Origin of the sequence: Streptomyces sp. NBC_00247, assembly GCF_036188265.1 — a bacterium.
Classification (GTDB): Bacteria; Actinomycetota; Actinomycetes; order Streptomycetales; family Streptomycetaceae; genus Streptomyces.
On the sequence record NZ_CP108093.1, the window covers coordinates 508182 to 523467 of the forward strand.

The 15286-nt window shown below is 73.3% G+C and carries 16 protein-coding genes; 10 read left to right on the forward strand and 6 right to left on the reverse strand.

Going from position 1 to position 15286, the window contains the following annotated elements; translation table 11 throughout:
* Window positions 1-91 precede the first annotated feature (91 nt).
* Entirely contained in the window at window positions 92-1477 is a 1386-nt protein-coding gene (locus tag OHT52_RS01915; protein WP_328718337.1) for an amidohydrolase family protein, read from the forward strand.
* Window positions 1474-2550, forward strand: a complete 1077-nt coding sequence (locus tag OHT52_RS01920) for a dipeptidase (RefSeq protein ID WP_328718338.1) — start codon at window positions 1474-1476, stop codon at window positions 2548-2550. The genes OHT52_RS01915 and OHT52_RS01920 overlap by 4 nt, the downstream gene beginning before the upstream one ends.
* A 30-nt stretch (window positions 2551-2580) precedes the next feature.
* Here the strand turns inward: OHT52_RS01920 and OHT52_RS01925 are convergent, their stop codons facing one another.
* Both OHT52_RS01925 and OHT52_RS01930 read right to left on the reverse strand, forming a co-directional pair.
* Window positions 2581-3627, reverse strand: a complete 1047-nt coding sequence (locus tag OHT52_RS01925; protein WP_328718339.1) for an MBL fold metallo-hydrolase — start codon at window positions 3625-3627, stop codon at window positions 2581-2583.
* Between the two features lie 14 nt (window positions 3628-3641).
* The gene (locus OHT52_RS01930) at window positions 3642-4877 is read right to left on the reverse strand and encodes an aminotransferase class I/II-fold pyridoxal phosphate-dependent enzyme (protein WP_328718340.1); all 1236 of its coding nucleotides are present in this window, start codon (window positions 4875-4877) and stop codon (window positions 3642-3644) included.
* Between the two features lie 403 nt (window positions 4878-5280).
* Between OHT52_RS01930 and OHT52_RS01935 the strand changes: the two genes are divergently transcribed.
* From OHT52_RS01935 to OHT52_RS01950, 4 genes are all read left to right on the forward strand, one after another.
* The gene (locus OHT52_RS01935; RefSeq protein ID WP_328718341.1) at window positions 5281-6390 is read left to right on the forward strand and encodes an ALF repeat-containing protein; all 1110 of its coding nucleotides are present in this window, start codon (window positions 5281-5283) and stop codon (window positions 6388-6390) included.
* A gap of 289 nt (window positions 6391-6679) precedes the next feature.
* Window positions 6680-8185, forward strand: a complete 1506-nt coding sequence (locus OHT52_RS01940; protein ID WP_328718342.1) for a bifunctional phosphatase PAP2/diacylglycerol kinase family protein — start codon at window positions 6680-6682, stop codon at window positions 8183-8185.
* Between the two features lie 143 nt (window positions 8186-8328).
* On the forward strand, window positions 8329-9138 hold the full coding sequence (locus tag OHT52_RS01945) for a class I SAM-dependent methyltransferase (protein WP_328718343.1): 810 nt from the start codon (window positions 8329-8331) through the stop codon (window positions 9136-9138).
* A gap of 174 nt (window positions 9139-9312) precedes the next feature.
* Window positions 9313-9666 (forward strand): VOC family protein, encoded by a 354-nt coding sequence (locus OHT52_RS01950; protein ID WP_328718344.1) that lies wholly within the window; start codon window positions 9313-9315, stop codon window positions 9664-9666.
* A 64-nt stretch (window positions 9667-9730) separates the two neighbouring features.
* Here the strand turns inward: OHT52_RS01950 and OHT52_RS01955 are convergent, their stop codons facing one another.
* Entirely contained in the window at window positions 9731-10645 is a 915-nt protein-coding gene (locus OHT52_RS01955) for an arginase family protein (protein ID WP_328718345.1), read from the reverse strand.
* 106 nt (window positions 10646-10751) lie between these two features.
* On the opposite strand from OHT52_RS01955, the gene OHT52_RS01960 reads away from it, so the two are divergent.
* A complete protein-coding gene (locus tag OHT52_RS01960) occupies window positions 10752-11105 on the forward strand; it encodes a DUF6204 family protein (protein WP_328718346.1) in 354 nt (117 codons plus the stop codon).
* A 103-nt stretch (window positions 11106-11208) separates the two neighbouring features.
* On the opposite strand, the gene OHT52_RS01965 is transcribed toward OHT52_RS01960, so the two are convergent.
* Window positions 11209-11994, reverse strand: coding sequence for an SDR family oxidoreductase (locus OHT52_RS01965; protein WP_328718347.1), 786 nt, complete (start codon window positions 11992-11994; stop codon window positions 11209-11211).
* 101 nt (window positions 11995-12095) lie between these two features.
* Here OHT52_RS01965 and OHT52_RS01970 point away from each other — a divergent pair, with 101 nt between their 5' ends.
* The 3 genes from OHT52_RS01970 (at window position 12096) to OHT52_RS01980 (ending at window position 14147) form a co-directional block, all read left to right on the forward strand.
* On the forward strand, window positions 12096-12716 hold the full coding sequence (locus tag OHT52_RS01970) for a TetR/AcrR family transcriptional regulator (protein ID WP_328718348.1): 621 nt from the start codon (window positions 12096-12098) through the stop codon (window positions 12714-12716).
* 166 nt (window positions 12717-12882) lie between these two features.
* On the forward strand, window positions 12883-13452 hold the full coding sequence (locus OHT52_RS01975; RefSeq protein ID WP_328718349.1) for a type 1 glutamine amidotransferase domain-containing protein: 570 nt from the start codon (window positions 12883-12885) through the stop codon (window positions 13450-13452).
* Window positions 13453-13475: 23 nt separating this feature from the next.
* Window positions 13476-14147 carry an HAD family hydrolase gene (locus OHT52_RS01980; protein WP_328718350.1) on the forward strand — a complete coding sequence of 224 codons (672 nt, stop codon included), beginning with the start codon at window positions 13476-13478 and terminating at the stop codon, window positions 14145-14147.
* Between the two features lie 51 nt (window positions 14148-14198).
* Here OHT52_RS01980 and OHT52_RS01985 read toward each other — a convergent pair whose 3' ends face one another.
* Both OHT52_RS01985 and OHT52_RS01990 read right to left on the reverse strand, forming a co-directional pair.
* Window positions 14199-14837 carry a GNAT family N-acetyltransferase gene (locus OHT52_RS01985; protein ID WP_328718351.1) on the reverse strand — a complete coding sequence of 213 codons (639 nt, stop codon included), beginning with the start codon at window positions 14835-14837 and terminating at the stop codon, window positions 14199-14201.
* Window positions 14838-14939: 102 nt separating this feature from the next.
* Complete coding sequence (locus OHT52_RS01990) at window positions 14940-15179, reverse strand: LapA family protein (protein WP_328718352.1); 240 nt, start codon at window positions 15177-15179, stop codon at window positions 14940-14942.
* Window positions 15180-15286: the final 107 nt, after the last annotated feature.

Sequence of the window (15286 nt, forward strand, 5' to 3'; positions counted from 1 at the left end):
GTAGCGTATGTTTCCACAGACGGAACCAGCATGACAACAGATGTAATTTCCCAGGCCGCCGGTGCGGCACATGACGGAGAGGTGTGACCCGATGGCTCACGAGGATGTCGGCGCTCCCGTCCCCTTCGCCGCCCCGGCGAAGGGGACGGTGGTGCTGTACCGGGGTGCCACGCTGATCGACGGCACCGGCGGGGCCGCGCGGCCGGCCACCTCGATCGTGGTGGACGGTGATCGCATCCGGACGGTCGCGCCGGACGGCGAGATCCCCGTCGCCCTCCTCGCGGAGGCCGAAGTCGTCGACCTGCAGGGCGCGTTCGTGGTACCGGGTCTGATCGACTCGCACCAGCACATCGCGACCCCGCCCAACCGCCCGGTCGCCGAAGCCGCGTTGCGCCGCCAGGTCTACGGCGGCGTCACGGCGATCCGCGACATGGCCGACGACCTGCGACACGTCGCCGACCTGGCGCGCTCCACGCTGGTCGGGGAGATCCCCGGCCCGGACATCCACTACGCGGCACTGACCGCCGGTCCCGGGTTCTTCGACGACCCGCGCACCTGGCAGGTCACGCAGGGCGCGGTGCCCGGCCACGTCCCGTGGATGCAGGCCGTCACGGAGGAGACCGACCTGCCGCTGGCCGTCGCCCGGGCCGCCGGTACGTACGCCACCGCCGTCAAGATCTACGCGGACCTGCCGGGCTCGCTGGTCTCGGCGATCACCGCCGAGGCGCACCGGCAGGGGCTGGGCGTCTGGGCGCACGCGGCGGTGTTCCCCGCCTCCCCGGCCGAGGTGGTGGAGGCCGGGGTGGACTCGGTCTCCCATGTCCACCTGCTGGTGCACGAGTTCGCCGGGCGCGCGCTGACCACGTACAAGGACAAGCCGCCGGTGGACCGGGACCGCTTCCTTGCCGGTGACGATCCGGAGATGGCCGGGCTGTTCGCCCGGATGCGGGAGCGGGGCACGGTGCTCGACGCGACGAACACGCTCTGGGACTGGCTCGCCGACGACGCGGACACGCCCGAGGAGAAGACCAGGGCCCGGGACAACGCGGAGCTCTCGGCGGCCCTGACGGCGCAGGCGTTCGGAGCGGGTGTCGAGATCAGCGCGGGCACCGACTACGAGACCGCCCCCGGGCAGCCCTACCCCTCGGTCCACGACGAACTGGTCTTCCTGGTGGAGCGGTGCGGCATGCCCGCAGCGCAGGCCATCCGGTCGGCCACCCTGGTCGGGGCCCGCAGCATGGACGCGGAGGACTCCATGGGGACGGTCGCCGAGGGCAAGCTCGCCAACTTCGTCGTGCTGAAGGACGATCCACTGGCGGACATCCGCAATCTGCGCACCGTCACCACGGTGGTGAAGCGCGGACTGCGCCTCGACCGCTCGGAGTTCACCCAGGAGAGCGCCCCGGCGGCGAACACGTCCGACGCGTCCGGCCCGGCCGGTACGACCACGGACCCGGAAGGCACGAACGGCCGATGAACACGACCTCCGTCCACGACATGCTGATCGTCAACGCCCTCGGTGAGCTGCAGAACCCCAATGCCCCCGAAGCCGCCGAGGGAGCGGGCCAGCTCCTGCAGACCATCGACGAGCTGGCCGTCGACGGCCGGGCCATCGCCGAAGCGCGCGCCTCCGGGATGAACGCCGTCAACATCACCCTCGGGTACGTGATGGGCGACATGCCTCCGTACGAACACACCCTGCACGAACTCGACGTGTGGGACGGGCTGATCGCCGCGCGTCCCGGTGACCTGCTCCACGTCCGTACCGCGTCCGACCTGTACCGCGCGAAGGACGAGGGACGGATCGGGGTGATCTACGGTTTCCAGAACGGCGTGGCCGTGGGCGAGGACCTCGAACGTGTCGCCATCTTCCAGGAACGCGGCGTGCGCGTCTTCCAGTTGACGTACAACCAGGCCAACCGTCTGGGCGACGGATCGATGGCGCCGGAGAACCGGGGGCTGACCCCGTTCGGCCGCGAGGTGGTCGAGGCGGTCAACGAGGCCGGCATGATGGTGGATCTCTCCCACAGCGGCGAGAACACCTGCCTGGAGGCGGCCAGGATCTCCGCCCGGCCCGTCTCCATCAACCACACGGGGTGCAGGGCGGTCACCGACCTCCCGCGCAACAAGACGGACGAGGAACTGCGGCTGGTCGCCGGGCGCGGAGGCTTCGTCGGCATCTACTTCATGCCCTTCCTCAACCCCACCGGGCACGCCACGGCCGCCGACGTGGTGGAGCACATCGCCCACGCCGTGAACGTCTGCGGCGAGGACGCGGTCGGCATAGGCACCGACGGGCCGGTCACCGCCATCGACGATCTGGACGCCTACGCCGCCACTCTCGCGGCGCACGTGGCCGAACGCCGGGCAGCGGGCGTCGGTGCGGCGGGCGAACGGGCCGACACCTACCCGTTCGTGGTCGACCTGCGCGGTGTGGACCAGTTCCGCGAGCTGGTCCGGCTGCTGGAGAAGCGCGGTTACGGCTCCGGGCGCATCGAGAAGATCCTCGGCCGGAACTTCGCCGACTACGCGCAGCGCATCTGGGGCTGACGCGCGGGCCGCACCCGGCCGTCCCCGGGGTCAGGCGGGTTCACCGAGCGCGCGCGAGCCGCCGATGGGCAGGTCCCAGAGGCGCTCGCGCGGGTGGCCCGCGCGCTGCCAGGCCAGCCGCAACCGCACCAGAGGCTCCAGCACGGGTTCGGCGGAGAGCAGGAACGTCGCCCAGTGCATCGGCGCCATGGCCTGGGCACCGAGGTCCTCGTACGCCCGCACCGCCTCCTCGGGGTCGGTGTGCACGTCGGCGAGCCACCATCGGGGCGCGTACGCGCCGATCGGCAGCAGCGCCAGGTCGATGCCCGGGTGGTGGCGGCCGATTTCCCGGAACCAGTGGCCGTACCCGGTGTCCCCGGCGAAGTAGACCTTCCGCCCCGGCGCCCCCGGGGCGTTCGTCGTGTCGGTGAGGACCCAGCCGCCCCAGAGAGAGCGGCAGGTGTCGAAGAGGGTCCGCCGCGACCAGTGGTGCGCGGGAACGAACGCGAAGTGCACGCCCCGCAGTTCGGCCGTCTCCCACCAGTCGAGTTCGGTCACCCGGGTGAACCTGCGCCGCCTGAACCACCGGGCGAGTCCTGCGGGCACGAACACCGGCGTTTCGCGCGGGAGTCTGCGGATCGTCGGGGCGTCCAGGTGGTCGAAGTGGTTGTGGCTGACGACGACCGCGTCCACGGTCGGGAGGGCCTCCCACGCCACACCCACCGGGGTGATCCGGGCCGGCGTGCCGAGGATCCGCCGGGACCAGACGGGGTCGGTGAGGACGTTCAGCCCTCCGATGCGCACGAGCCAGCTGGCGTGGCCGGCCCAGGTGACCGCGTCCTGGTCGGGCAGGGGCAGCGGCGCCGGATCGAACGGCAGCAGGTGGACGCCCCTGAGCCCTGCGGCGTCCGGGCGCAGGGAGCGCTCGCGGACCAGCCGGGTCATGGCCCTGATTCCCGGCAGGGGCGCGGTGAGCCGGTCGGCGAAGGTCCTCGGCCAGACACGTTCCCCGGCGGGCGGGCTCCCGGTCCGCGCGCCGGGTTCTCCTCGGGGCTCCCGGTCCGCGTCGGCACGGACAGGCCCGGTCTGTTCGGTCATCGCGGAATCTCCCGTCACCGGAGTTCGTCGAAAGCCGCTGCGAACATGCTCAGCGCGTTCGCTACGTGCGGCAATTCCAGCGGCGTCGCCGCCGTGAGGGACGCGGCCCGCTGGTCCCGCGTCGCCCCCACGAGGCCGCCGGTCCCCAGCCGTGCCCGCAGCGCCCCCAGCTCGTCCCCGAACCGGTGCCCGCCCGGAGTCGGGGCGCCCAGTCGGCCGGTGAGGTACTCCTCCAGCTCCATGGAGTCCGTCACCCCGCGCTCGGCCAGCCGGGTGCGCAGCGGCCCGAGGTCGGCGTAGAGGTGCCGGCCCGCCTGCGGGGGCCTCGCCAGCGCCCCGGTCGCGAGTACGGCACGGTGGGCGGCGGCGGCGATCTGCGCCTGGAGCCGTGCGGCCTGCCGGACGCGGCGGGTGACCGCCTCCGGCTCCCGCAGGGCGTTCGCGGCGGCCCGGGCGACCGGCGTCGCGACGAGGGCGCCCAGCGCGGTGAGGACGTCGAGGGTACGGGCGCGGAGCACGGCACCCCGGGGGGTGGCGGGGAAGCGTGCCACCGCGACGGGCCAGGCCGCCGGAGCGAGCGCGCCCGCGAGGTCGGTGAGGACGGTGACGTCGTCGGGGCACATCTCCGCGGGGCTGAGCAGCACGGTGTCGTGCGGCCGGTGCAGGGTGTCGCGCCAGGTCTCGTCGCTGATGATGTGGAGGCCCTCGGCGACGGCCGCCTCGCACGCCTCGCGGACGAGTTCGGGCGGCGCGACGGTGGCGGTGGGGTCGTCGGCCACCGAGAGCACCAGCAGCCTGGGTCGGCCGCCCTCGGCGCGGACCCGGCGGACGGTCTCCAGCAGGGCGTAGGGGTCGGGCACGCCGCCGCATTCGGCGGGGGTCGGCACGTGGTAGGCGGGCCGGCCGAGCAGCCGGGCCTGCGGAATCCAGGCCGCCGGGCAGGGCCGGGGCATCAGGACGTCGCCGCCGTGCGCGGCGACGATCCCCAGCAGCAGTGCCTGGGTGCCCGGGGCGGCGGCGACGTCCGACGGGTCGCCGCCGAGTCCGCGCCGGGCCCAGTAGGCGCAGGCCGCCTCCCGGAGAACCGTTCCGCCGCCCGGGGGTTCCGGCCGGGTGTCCCCGGCCGCGGCGGCCAGCACGCCGACGAGCTCGGGCAGGGCGGGAAGCCCAGGGTCGGGGACGGGCGGGCCGTAACGGACCGGCCCGTGATCCTCCCGCGCACCGTGCGGGCCGTACTCGGTCCGGTGCATGGCCCTCCTCGTCCGCCGCGACGCTCGTCCGCCTCCGCCCCACGTGCCGCTCTCAGGCCTTTATACGGAGGTTCCGGCCGGTGTGCCCGCCCGGAGGGCCGTCCCGGACAGGACGCCGGCGCCCCCGCCGGGCGGGCACCCCGGCCGGGCCCGCGCGCGGCGGGCGCCCGGGGCCGGTCCCGCGCGCGGCGGGCGCCCGGGGCCGGTCCCGCACCGGGCTGCCCCGCGACACATGCGTACGGGCCCCGCCCTACCGGCGCGACCGCCTCCGGCCCTCGCCCGACCACGCGTCAGGAACCGCGCGGAGTGCCCAACCGGCTTATTGTCGAGGGCTCTTGTCAGTCGCGCGCACTACACTCACCTCTCGTACTTGATGATTCCTTGGGTGAAGTGAGAGCTCTTCTTGAAGATATCCAGAGTCGGCACCCTGCTCGCCGCAGCCGCCGTCGCGCCCGCCTTCCTGCTGTCGTCCCCCGCGTGGGCGGCCGGGACGGACGACCGGGCCACGGCGTCGGCCACGGACTCGTCGTCGTCAGCGTCGTCCTCGGAGGGTGAGGACCAGGAGGAGAACGACCGGATCGAGATCCTTCGCCTCATCGCCGCGTCCGGGAAGGGCTCCGTGGTGGCCGAGCGGGGCAGCGCGGCGATCGACGGGGGCGCGGTGGCCATGCGCGCGTTCCTGACGACCGGCCAGTACACCGCCCGGGACCAGGACAACCGCATCGCCGTCGCGCGCATCATGGGCGTCGGCGGCCCCGGGGTGAAGCGGGAGGGCAGCAAGGCTCTGGACGGTACGCCCGAGGACCGTGTCGCGTTCCTGGAGACCGGCCAGTACGAGGCCCGCGACGAGGACAACCGTGTCCTCGTCGCCCAGCTCATCAGCACCGGCGGCACCTACGTGCGGGAGGCGGGCAAGGCCGCGCTGGAGGGCACGCCCGAGGACCGAGCCGCGTTCCTGGAGACCGGCCAGCACGTGGCGCGGGACACGGACAACAAGGTGCAGGTCGCCCGGATCGTCCAGATGGGCGGGCCGCACGTCAAGGAGGCCGGCGAGGCGGCGCTGAAGGGCACTCCGGAGGACCGCGTGGCGTTCCTGGAGTCGGGACAGTACGAGGCCCGCGAGCAGGACGAGAAGGACGCCGCACAGGCGGGCGACGGCGGTACCGACGGAACGACCGGTACCGACGGCGGGGGCGCCACCGGCAGCACCGCCCAGACCGGCGGGACTTCGGGCTCAGGCACCGCGTCCACCGTCGGCGGCACGGTCGAGCCCGTCTCCGACGGCGACGCCACGAGCGACGGCAGCGCCTCCGGCTCCGCTTCCGGCTCCGCTTCCGCCTCCGGCGGTTCGGACGGCGGCGGGAACATGACCGCGCAGGGCGACGGCCCGCTCGCCTCCACCGGTACGGACGCCGGTACGAGCCTCGCGTTCGGCGGCGGAGTCGCGGCGGTGGCCGCCGGAGGTGTCCTGCTGGTCGCCGCGCGCCGTCGTCGCACGAGCGCCGCGGGCTGACCCGGGAGCCGACGGAACGGCGCCACGGCCGCGCCCCTCACCGGGGGCACAGGGGCCGGACCGAACGACAGAGGCGGTCCCGCCCGGTTCCCACCGGGCGGGACCGTCTTCCCTCCGACGCCCGGCCCGCGCGCACCCCCGGCCCGCTCCGCGCACGGGCCCGGCCGCCGGAGGACGCGGTCACGCCCGGCCACCGAGCACCCCCGCCCGGCCCCCTGGGCACACCTCCGGCCGGCTCCCGCAGCGCGCCTCCTGGTTCAGGGCCGCCGGACCGGGTATCCGCTGACCCATGTCCACACGCCCTCTGCCCTCCACCTTCACCTCGTCCACCCGCCTCAGGGGCTGGCTCCAGCAGCGCGACCTGACCGCGTTCCAGGGGGTGGCCGAACGGCACTGGCCGGGCGCCGAGCCCCTGCTGCCCCGTTTGAGCCGCAGCGCCAACCACGGCCTGCTCTGGTTCGGCGCCGCCGCGGGCATCGCCGCGCTCGGCGGCAGCGCACGGGCGCGCAGGGCCGCGCTGCGCGGCGTGGCCTCGCTCGCCCTCGCCTCGGCCGCCATCAACACGGTCGGCAAGGGCGCGGTGCGCCGGGAGCGACCGGTGCTCGACACGGTCCCGGTGATACGGCGGCTGAAGCGGCAGCCGATCACCACGTCCTTCCCGTCCGGGCACGCCGCGTCCGCCGCCGCGTTCGCCACCGGGGTGGCCTTGGAATCCAGGGGCTGGGGCGCGGTCGTCGCCCCGGTGGCCCTGGCGGTCGCGGCTTCCCGGGTCTACACGGGGGTGCACTATCCGAGCGACGTCGTGGCGGGTGCGGCACTCGGCGTGGGGGCGGCCTTCGCCCTGCGCGGGGTGGTACCGACCCGTGGCCAGCTCCCCGCGCCGGGCCGGCCGCCCGCCCAGGCCCCGTCGCTCCCCGCGGGCGAGGGCCTGGTGGTGGTCGTCAACGAGGAATCGGGGACCGCGAGGGGCACGGCTTCGCTCGTCCGGGACGCACTGCCGATGGCCGAGGTGGTGGAATGCGCGCCCGGCGACCTGGCGGACGCGTTCGCCGGGGCGGTCGGCAGGGGGCGGGCGCTCGGCGTCTGCGGCGGCGACGGCACCGTCAACCTGGCCGCGTCCGTCGCGGCGACCCACGGGGTCCCGCTGGCGGTGTTCCCCGGCGGCACCCTCAACCACTTCGCGTACGACCTCGGCATCGAGACGGTGCACGACACGGTGGCCGCCCTGAAGGCCGGTGACGCGGTCCGGGTCGACCTCGGACGCTTCCGCCCCGGCCCGCACGGGCCCGACGGGGCGGACGGCTACTTCCTCAACGCGTTCAGCCTCGGCGTGTATCCGGAGCTCGTACGGAAGCGGGAGCACTGGGCACCGCGCATCGGCGGCTGGCCGGCCGGAATGCTCGCGGCCTTCGAGGTGCTGCGCGGGGAACGCCCCCTGGAGGCGGAACTCCAGGGGAAGCGGCGCCCGTTGTGGCTGCTCTTCGTGGGCAACGGCCTCTTCCAGCGGGTCGGCCCCGCACCCGGCAGGCGCCACAACCTCGCGGACGGCCTGCTGGACGTACGCGTGGTCCACGGAGGCCGCACCCCCGGGCTGCGCCTGATCGCGGCGGCCGTGGCCGGTCCGCTGACCCGCTCCCCCGTGCACGCGGCGGAACGCCGCCGCCGGGTCCGGATCGCCGGGCTGCCGCCGGGGACTCCCTACGCGTACGACGGCGAAGTGGCCGCCTCAGGAACGGAGTTGCTCGTCGACAAACTCCCCGAAGCATTGACGGTCTACTGCCCCATGCCGGTGTGAGACCACCGGGGCCCTCTCTCCCCCCAGGATGCGCGTCCCACATCACCAGACGTCTCACATCACAAGACGCGTATCTCATCATGCGATCGGCGGCGTACGGTTGACGTACCGCACGCAGCCACGCCCGGAGAGAGGACCTCGGCATGCCGAAGGAAACCGCCGTCTACACCCACGGACACCACGAATCGGTGCTCCGCTCGCACCGTTGGCGCACCGCCGAGAACTCCGCGGCCTACCTCCTCGGCGAACTCAAGCCCGGGATGTCCGTACTGGACGTCGGCTGCGGACCGGGGACGATCACGGCGGACCTCGCCGCACTGGTCGCCCCGGGCGTGGTGACCGGCCTCGACACCCAGCAGGAGATCCTCGACGCGGCGGCCGGAGCCGCTCGCGAACGCGGCCTGGACAACGTCTCGTTCGCCGTCGCCGACGTCCACGCGCTGGACTACCCGGACGACTCCTTCGACGTGGTCCACGCCCATCAGGTGCTCCAGCACGTCGGCGACCCCGTACAGGCACTGCGCGAGATGCGCCGGGTGTGCCGTCCGGGCGGGATCGTCGCCGCCCGGGACAGCGACTACGCGGCGATGACCTGGTATCCGGAAGTTCCGGGCATGGAGGCGTGGTTGACGCTGTACCGGCAGGTGGCCCGCGCCAACGGCGGTGAGCCCGACGCCGGCCGCAAGCTCCTCTCCTGGGCACGGCAGGCCGGCTTCACCGACATCGTGCCGACCGCCGCCGCGTGGTGCTACGCCACACCGGAGAGCCGGAGCTGGTGGAGCGGGCTGTGGGCGGACCGTACGGTCGGCTCCGCCTACGCGCGGAACGCGGTCGAGGGCGGCCACGCCACGCCCGAGGAGCTCGCGGCGGCAGCGGCGGCGTGGCGCGCCTGGGGCGAGGAGGGCGACGGCTGGTTCATGGTGCCGCACGGAGAGGTGCTCTGCCGGGCATGAGACGGCGGGGTGGTGTCCGGCGGCCGGGGTCGCCCCGGGCGTGATCCACCGGACACCGGCCATTCCTCCCGGACACCCTCGCCTCCCCGGTCGGACCTCCTCGGCCACGCATCGGGGAGGCTGACCGGGGCGAACCGATCACACGGTCCGGGAGACCCAACTAACCTCGTACGCATGGACATCCTGGGAACCACGCTACGCGTCTGCGTCGACGACCTGGAGGCCTCGGTGGCCTTCTACGAGGGCATCACCGGCACCCGAGCACTGCGCTTCGAGCGCGGCGGGGTGTCGGTCGCCGCGATCGGCTGCTTCCTGCTCATGAGCGGGCCCGAGACGGAGCTGGAGATGCTGCGCAAGGTGGCGGCCACCATCGCGGTCAAGGACGTGGACGAGGCCCGCGAGGCACTGACCCGGGCCGGAGCCCACGTCGTCGCCGGCCCGGTCCCGACACCCGTCGGCCGCAACCTGATCGCCCTCCACCCGGACGGCTCGGTCTTCGAGTACGCGGACCGCAACGCCGTCGTCTGACCCGCTCCTCTCCGCTGCCCGCCCCACTCCGCGGTCGCTCGCCTTCCAGGACCCGGGACTCGCCTCAGGGGCGCCCACGCCCCGACTGCCCCGGGAAGGCATCCACCACCAGATCCGCGAGGAGCGCCCCCGCCGTGCCCGTCGGGTCGAGATCGGGGTCGTAGATGGTGACGTTGAGCCCCACGCACCGGGGCGAAGCGATCAACGGACGCAGCAGAGAGGTCAGTTCGTCCGGGAGGAGCCCGCCGTCGTCGGGGCTGTCGACGGCGGGCATCACGCTCGGATCGAGCACGTCGGCGTCCAGGTGCACCCAGAACCCGTCGAGCACAGAGGTTTCCAGGGAGGCGACCACCCCCCGGGCCACCTCCTCCGGCCCCCACTCACGGATCTCCCCGACCGTCAGGTGCGGGATCTTCAGGGCGGTCAGTTCGGCCCGGTCCTCGTCCCCGTCCCGCATCCCGAACAGGCGGAGGTCCTCGTCCCTCAGATAGGGGCGCAGCCCTTCGAGGTCGGTGAGGTCGTCCTGTCCCCGCCCGGTGGCGAGGGCCAGTTCCTCACCGCCCGCCGCTCCGATCCGGTCCGAGTTGCCCGGGTGCCGGAAGTCCGCGGACCCGTCGACGGCCGCCAGTCCGTACCTGCCGATCCGGCGCAGGGCGAGGGAGGCGCCGAGCTGGATCGAGCAGTCTCCGCCGAGCACGACAAGGAAGTCACCCGCCCTGACGTGCCGTTCGACGCGGTCCGCCAGGGTCCGCGTGTAGCGGGCGAGGGCTGTGGCGTTGAACACGCCGTCACCCTCCCGCCAGGTGCCGAGGTCGTAGCGGGGCGGAACCACGACGCCGCCTTCCAGGGCCCCGAGCCTCCGCACGATGCCCAGCTCCCGCAGGGCTCCGGCGAGTTTGTGGCAGCCGGGGACGGTGCCCGGCGACGGGGGCCTCAGGCCCAGGTTGGAGGGGGCGTCGACGACCACGATATTCCGCATGACACCCATCTTTCCCGTCGTAACCTGGGCGGCGAGCGGATTTCGCCGCGGGACGAACACGCGCGGCGTCCGGCCGCGTGCGGCGCAGGAGAAGGCAGGCACCACGATGGGCACGCAGCACACGTACCGAGTGATCGTCCGGGGCACCTGGAACGGGCTGACGGACGAGGCACGGACCCGGCTGCTCGCCGAGGTCGCGGACCACGGCCTCACCTCGATGCAGTTCACCGAGGAGGGCTCGCTCACCTACGACACCGTGCTGAAGCACTTCAGCTTCCGGTACGTGGTGGTGTCCGACGCCGAGGACGGCGAGGAGATGGCGTCCGCCCTCGCCGAGGAACGCGCGGAGACCGCCCTCACGGCCGGGGGCTACGGTCACGGGCCGCTGCGCTCCACGGCGACCGACATGGACGCCATGAAGATCAACTACAAGGGGCAGCGGGGGCCCGGCGCCGCGTGACGGCGCGACGACCGCTTTCGGACGCCACGACGCCACGACGCCGCCCGCCCCCGAAGGCGGGCGAGCGGCGCGGGCGGCGTACGGCGTCGGGGCGCGCGGTGGGTCAGTACTGCTCGGACTGGCCGCCGTCGATCGGGACGACCGTGGCGTTGATGAAGCCGGACTCCTCGGAGAGCAGGAAGGCCACCAGGCTGCCGACCTCCTCCGGCCTGCCGAAGCGCTTCATCGGGTTGACGCTGACGAAGGCTTCCCCGGCCTTCTCCCACTCGACCGCGTCGAGCTGCTTGAGTGAGGCCTCGACCATCGGGGTCATGATGGCGCCGGGGGCGATCGCCTTGACGGACACGCCGAACCGCCCGTACTCCACACCGGAGTTGCGGGTGAGACCGACGACCCCGTGCTTGGCCGCCGCGTAACCGGACTGGTTGCCCACGCCCCGGATGCCGCCGACGGAGGCGGTGTTCACGACGGAGCCGGAGCCCTGGTCCTTCATGACCGGGAGCACGTGCTTCAGGCCGAGGAAGACCCCGCGGAGGTTGACCTGGACGACCCGGTCGAACTCGTCGGTGCCGAAGTCCTGGGTGAGGTTCTGCTTGCCCTCGATGCCGGCGTTGTTGAAGAAGCCGTCGACGCGTCCGTAGGCCTCGACCGTCGCGGAGACGTACCGCTGCACATCGGCCTCGGAGCTGACGTCGGCGGTGATCCGCAGGACCTCCGCGCCGGGTGCGGCCTTCTCCACCTCGGCCGCCGTGTCCGCGAGGCCTTGCTCACTGACGTCGACGAGCGCCAGCCGGGCGCCTTCGGACGCGACCCGCACGGCCGCCGCGCGACCGAGACCGGAGCCGCCGCCGGTGATGAGGACGACCTTGCCGCTGAATCGGTCTTCCATGACTGAACCTCCACACTGAGATCTGAACCGTTGCACTTGATTAGACAGTACGTACAGTCTAGATATTCCTGGCTGCCCTCAGCCCCGTCACCGGAGGTCCCATGAACGACCGCCCCGCCGCCTCGCGCCCCCGGCGCGGCCCGCACCGCGACCCGGACGCCCACGAGGCGGTCCTGGCGGCCACGCGGGAGCTGGTGGCCGAGGTCGGCTACCGGGGCGTGACGATGGACAAGATCGCCTCGCGGGCGGGGGTGGCGAGGATGACGGTGTACCGCTGGTGGCCGAACAAGGCGGCGGTGATCACCGAGGCGGTCGCGGACCGGCTCGCCCCGGGGCCGGCCCCGGACACGGGCGATCCGCGCGAGGACGCCCTGGAGTGGCTGCGGAACCTGGTGCGGACGCTGACCCTGCTCGGCGATCCCAGCGTGGTGACCGGAGCACTGACCGAGCGCGGCGAAGCGGGCCGGGCCGACCTGCGGGACCTGCTGCGGGCCCATGCCGAACCGGCGGCCCTGCTGCTGCGGAACGGCGTGGCGCGGGGACGGCTGCCCCGGAAACTGCCGGTGGACGCGGTCGTGGACGGCTGGATCGGTTACGCGGTGTACCGGACGGTCTTCCTCGGTCAGGAGATCGCCGAGGAAGACCTCCTGGACCTCGTCGGCCTGCTGCCGCCGCCCCCGTCGGCGGTGGACGGGACGGCGGCGGACGGGACGGCGGGCTGACGCGACCGAAGCGGGGCTCCCGCCGACGGATTCGCCCGGATCGGATGCCCCCGCCCGCCGCGACGCGGGTACGTGTGGTCCGTGCGAGTCTGGAGAGACGTACGGGTACGGGCGGAGCCGTTCACACCCCGGGCGGTTCCGTGCACACGAGACGGAAGGGCACGACATGGCTGACACCTCGCTCACGGGCCGCCGGGTTCTGGCGATCGTCACCAACTACGGCGTCGAGCAGGACGAGCTGGTGGTACCTGTCGAGCAGCTGCGGGACAGCGGCGCCGAGGTGCACGTGGCGGCCGTGTCCGCGGACGAGATCCGCACGCTGGTCGGCGACAAGGACCCGGGCAGGACGGTGCGGCCCGACCTGACACTGGCGGACGCCGACCCCACCGCGTACGACCTGCTGCTCATCCCCGGCGGGACGCTGAACGCGGACTCGCTGCGGCTCCAGGACGACGCGCTGTCGATCCTCCGGTCCTTCACCGGAACCGGGCGGCCGGTCGCCGCCATCTGCCACGGGCCCTGGGTGCTCGTGGAGGCCGGAGTGGTCGACGGACGGACACTGACCTCCTACGCCTCCGTGCGGACGGACATCCAGAACGCCGGCGGCACCTGGGTGGACGAGCCGGTGATCAGCGACAACGCCGGAGACTGGGTGCTGGTCACCTCGCGTACACCGGACGACCTCGGCCCCTTCGTCCGTGAGGCGACGGCCGCGCTCGTCGCTTCCACCGGCTGAGCACCTCGTCCCAGGAGTGAGCGATGACGCACGCCGCGATCTTCGACGTCGACGGAACCCTCGTCGACACCAACCACCTGCACGTGACCGCGTGGTGGGAGGCCTTCCGGCAGGCCGGACACCGCGTCGCCATGCACGACATCCACCGGGCGGTGGGCCTGGGCGGCGGCGATCTGATCGCCGCGCTCCTGGGCGAGCAGCGCCGCAGGGAGGAGGACGACAGCATCAGCGCCGCGCACACGACGCTCTACGCGACGTACTTCGACCGGCTGTCGGCCTTCGACGGCGCGGGCCGCCTGCTGCGGGAACTGTCCGGGCGCGGCTGGCACGTCGTGCTGGCGACCTCTGCGACCGGCGCCGAGCTCGGTGCGCTGCGCCGTGCGCTGGACGCCGACGACGTCGTACGGGCCACCGCCTCCGCGGACGACACCGCCGAGGGCAAGCCCGCCCCCGATCCGGTGGAGCACGCGATGGAGCTGGCCGGCAGCACGGCGGAGACCTCCGTGTTCGTCGGCGACACCGTCTGGGACATGAGGGCCGCCGCACGGGCGGGGGTCACGGCGGTCGGAGTGCTGAGCGGGGGCATCCCGCGCGAGGACCTCGTGGAGTCGGGGGCAGCCGGGGTGTACAGCGATGTCGCGGACCTGCTGAACCGGCTCGGCAGGAGCCCCTTCGCGCTTGCGGACGCCGGCTGAGGTACGGGCTTTTCGGCCCGGGAGACACCGGAGACACCCCGTAAGGCTCCCTCAGCCCTGGTCCGGCAGCATCTCCGAGGTGATGGCCCAGCGCTCGTGGTCGCGCCAAGCCCCGTCGATGTGGAGGAAGTCCGGCGAGAACCCTTCGAGTCGGAACCCGGCCCGCCGTACCAGTGCGATCGAACTCGCGTTCTGGGGCTGCACATTGGCCTCCAGCCGGTGCAGTCCCAGGGGACCGAAGGCGTGACGGAGCACGAGCCCGAGGGCTTCGGACATCAGTCCCCGCCCCGCGGCGTGGGCGAATGCGCCGTATCCGAGGGCCCCGCAGCGGAAGGCTCCGCCGACGATGTTGTTGATGTTGACAAAGCCGGCGATCGCGCCGCCCGCCGACCGTTCGCAGACGAGGAAGCCCTCCTTGTCGGGGCTCTCCAGCAACCGCCCCGCGTAGGCGACGTACGCCTCTTCCTCGGTGGGCGGGAAGAGCCAGGGGTGCTGTGAGGAGCGGCTCTCCCTCGCGCGCGCCGTGAACTCGGCGGCATCCTCCGGGGTGAAGCGGCGCAGCGAGGTCAGCGGCCCTTGCGGAAGGTTCGTGCCGGGGCGCGTGGCGGACGGGGCCTGCGCGGGGGCTTCGGACGCGGCGGAAGCCGGTGCGTGCGGCGCGCCGGCGCCATGATCACAGGATACGTGCATCGTCCCACGGTAGGACGGGCCGGACGGAAGCGGAAGTTTCCACCCGGCAGCTCTCCCGTGTCCCTCCGCACCGGCTCCACCGGCTGTGCCACCGTCCGGGCGTCACCTGTTCCGCCGCCGGAACACGTACCCCCCGCAGACGAGCCCCGCGAGGAAGACGCCCAGCAGGGCGAGCCAGAGTGGCATGGTGACGGTGGGGACGATGACACGGATGGTCACCTTCCCGGTGTTCACGCAGATGAAGACGATCGCCAGCACGGCGATGACGGCGACGACGACGCGGCCGGGGGTGAGAAGCCCGTTCTTGGCGCTGCCGTCGCTGGACACGTTCTTGGGGCTCATGGGTCCGGCCTTTCCCTCAGGGCTGTCCCGCGAGGGCACGGGCCGACGCGACCGCCCTCCGGCGACCAGGATGCCCCCGAAGGACGCCCCGCGACCGGTGGTGTGCG

Coding starts and splice junctions, on each gene's coding strand:
- OHT52_RS01945 (WP_328718343.1), top strand. CDS start 8,329: ATGCCGAAGGAAACCGCCGTCTACACCCACGGACACCACGAATCGGTG.
- OHT52_RS01925 (WP_328718339.1), bottom strand. CDS start 3,627: ATGACCGAACAGACCGGGCCTGTCCGTGCCGACGCGGACCGGGAGCCC.
- OHT52_RS01985 (WP_328718351.1), bottom strand. CDS start 14,837: ATGCACGTATCCTGTGATCATGGCGCCGGCGCGCCGCACGCACCGGCT.
- OHT52_RS01930 (WP_328718340.1), bottom strand. CDS start 4,877: ATGCACCGGACCGAGTACGGCCCGCACGGTGCGCGGGAGGATCACGGG.
- OHT52_RS01955 (WP_328718345.1), bottom strand. CDS start 10,645: ATGCGGAATATCGTGGTCGTCGACGCCCCCTCCAACCTGGGCCTGAGG.
- OHT52_RS01960 (WP_328718346.1), top strand. CDS start 10,752: ATGGGCACGCAGCACACGTACCGAGTGATCGTCCGGGGCACCTGGAAC.
- OHT52_RS01990 (WP_328718352.1), bottom strand. CDS start 15,179: ATGAGCCCCAAGAACGTGTCCAGCGACGGCAGCGCCAAGAACGGGCTT.
- OHT52_RS01915 (WP_328718337.1), top strand. CDS start 92: ATGGCTCACGAGGATGTCGGCGCTCCCGTCCCCTTCGCCGCCCCGGCG.
- OHT52_RS01940 (WP_328718342.1), top strand. CDS start 6,680: ATGTCCACACGCCCTCTGCCCTCCACCTTCACCTCGTCCACCCGCCTC.
- OHT52_RS01970 (WP_328718348.1), top strand. CDS start 12,096: ATGAACGACCGCCCCGCCGCCTCGCGCCCCCGGCGCGGCCCGCACCGC.
- OHT52_RS01950 (WP_328718344.1), top strand. CDS start 9,313: ATGGACATCCTGGGAACCACGCTACGCGTCTGCGTCGACGACCTGGAG.
- OHT52_RS01975 (WP_328718349.1), top strand. CDS start 12,883: ATGGCTGACACCTCGCTCACGGGCCGCCGGGTTCTGGCGATCGTCACC.
- OHT52_RS01980 (WP_328718350.1), top strand. CDS start 13,476: ATGACGCACGCCGCGATCTTCGACGTCGACGGAACCCTCGTCGACACC.
- OHT52_RS01965 (WP_328718347.1), bottom strand. CDS start 11,994: ATGGAAGACCGATTCAGCGGCAAGGTCGTCCTCATCACCGGCGGCGGC.
- OHT52_RS01920 (WP_328718338.1), top strand. CDS start 1,474: ATGAACACGACCTCCGTCCACGACATGCTGATCGTCAACGCCCTCGGT.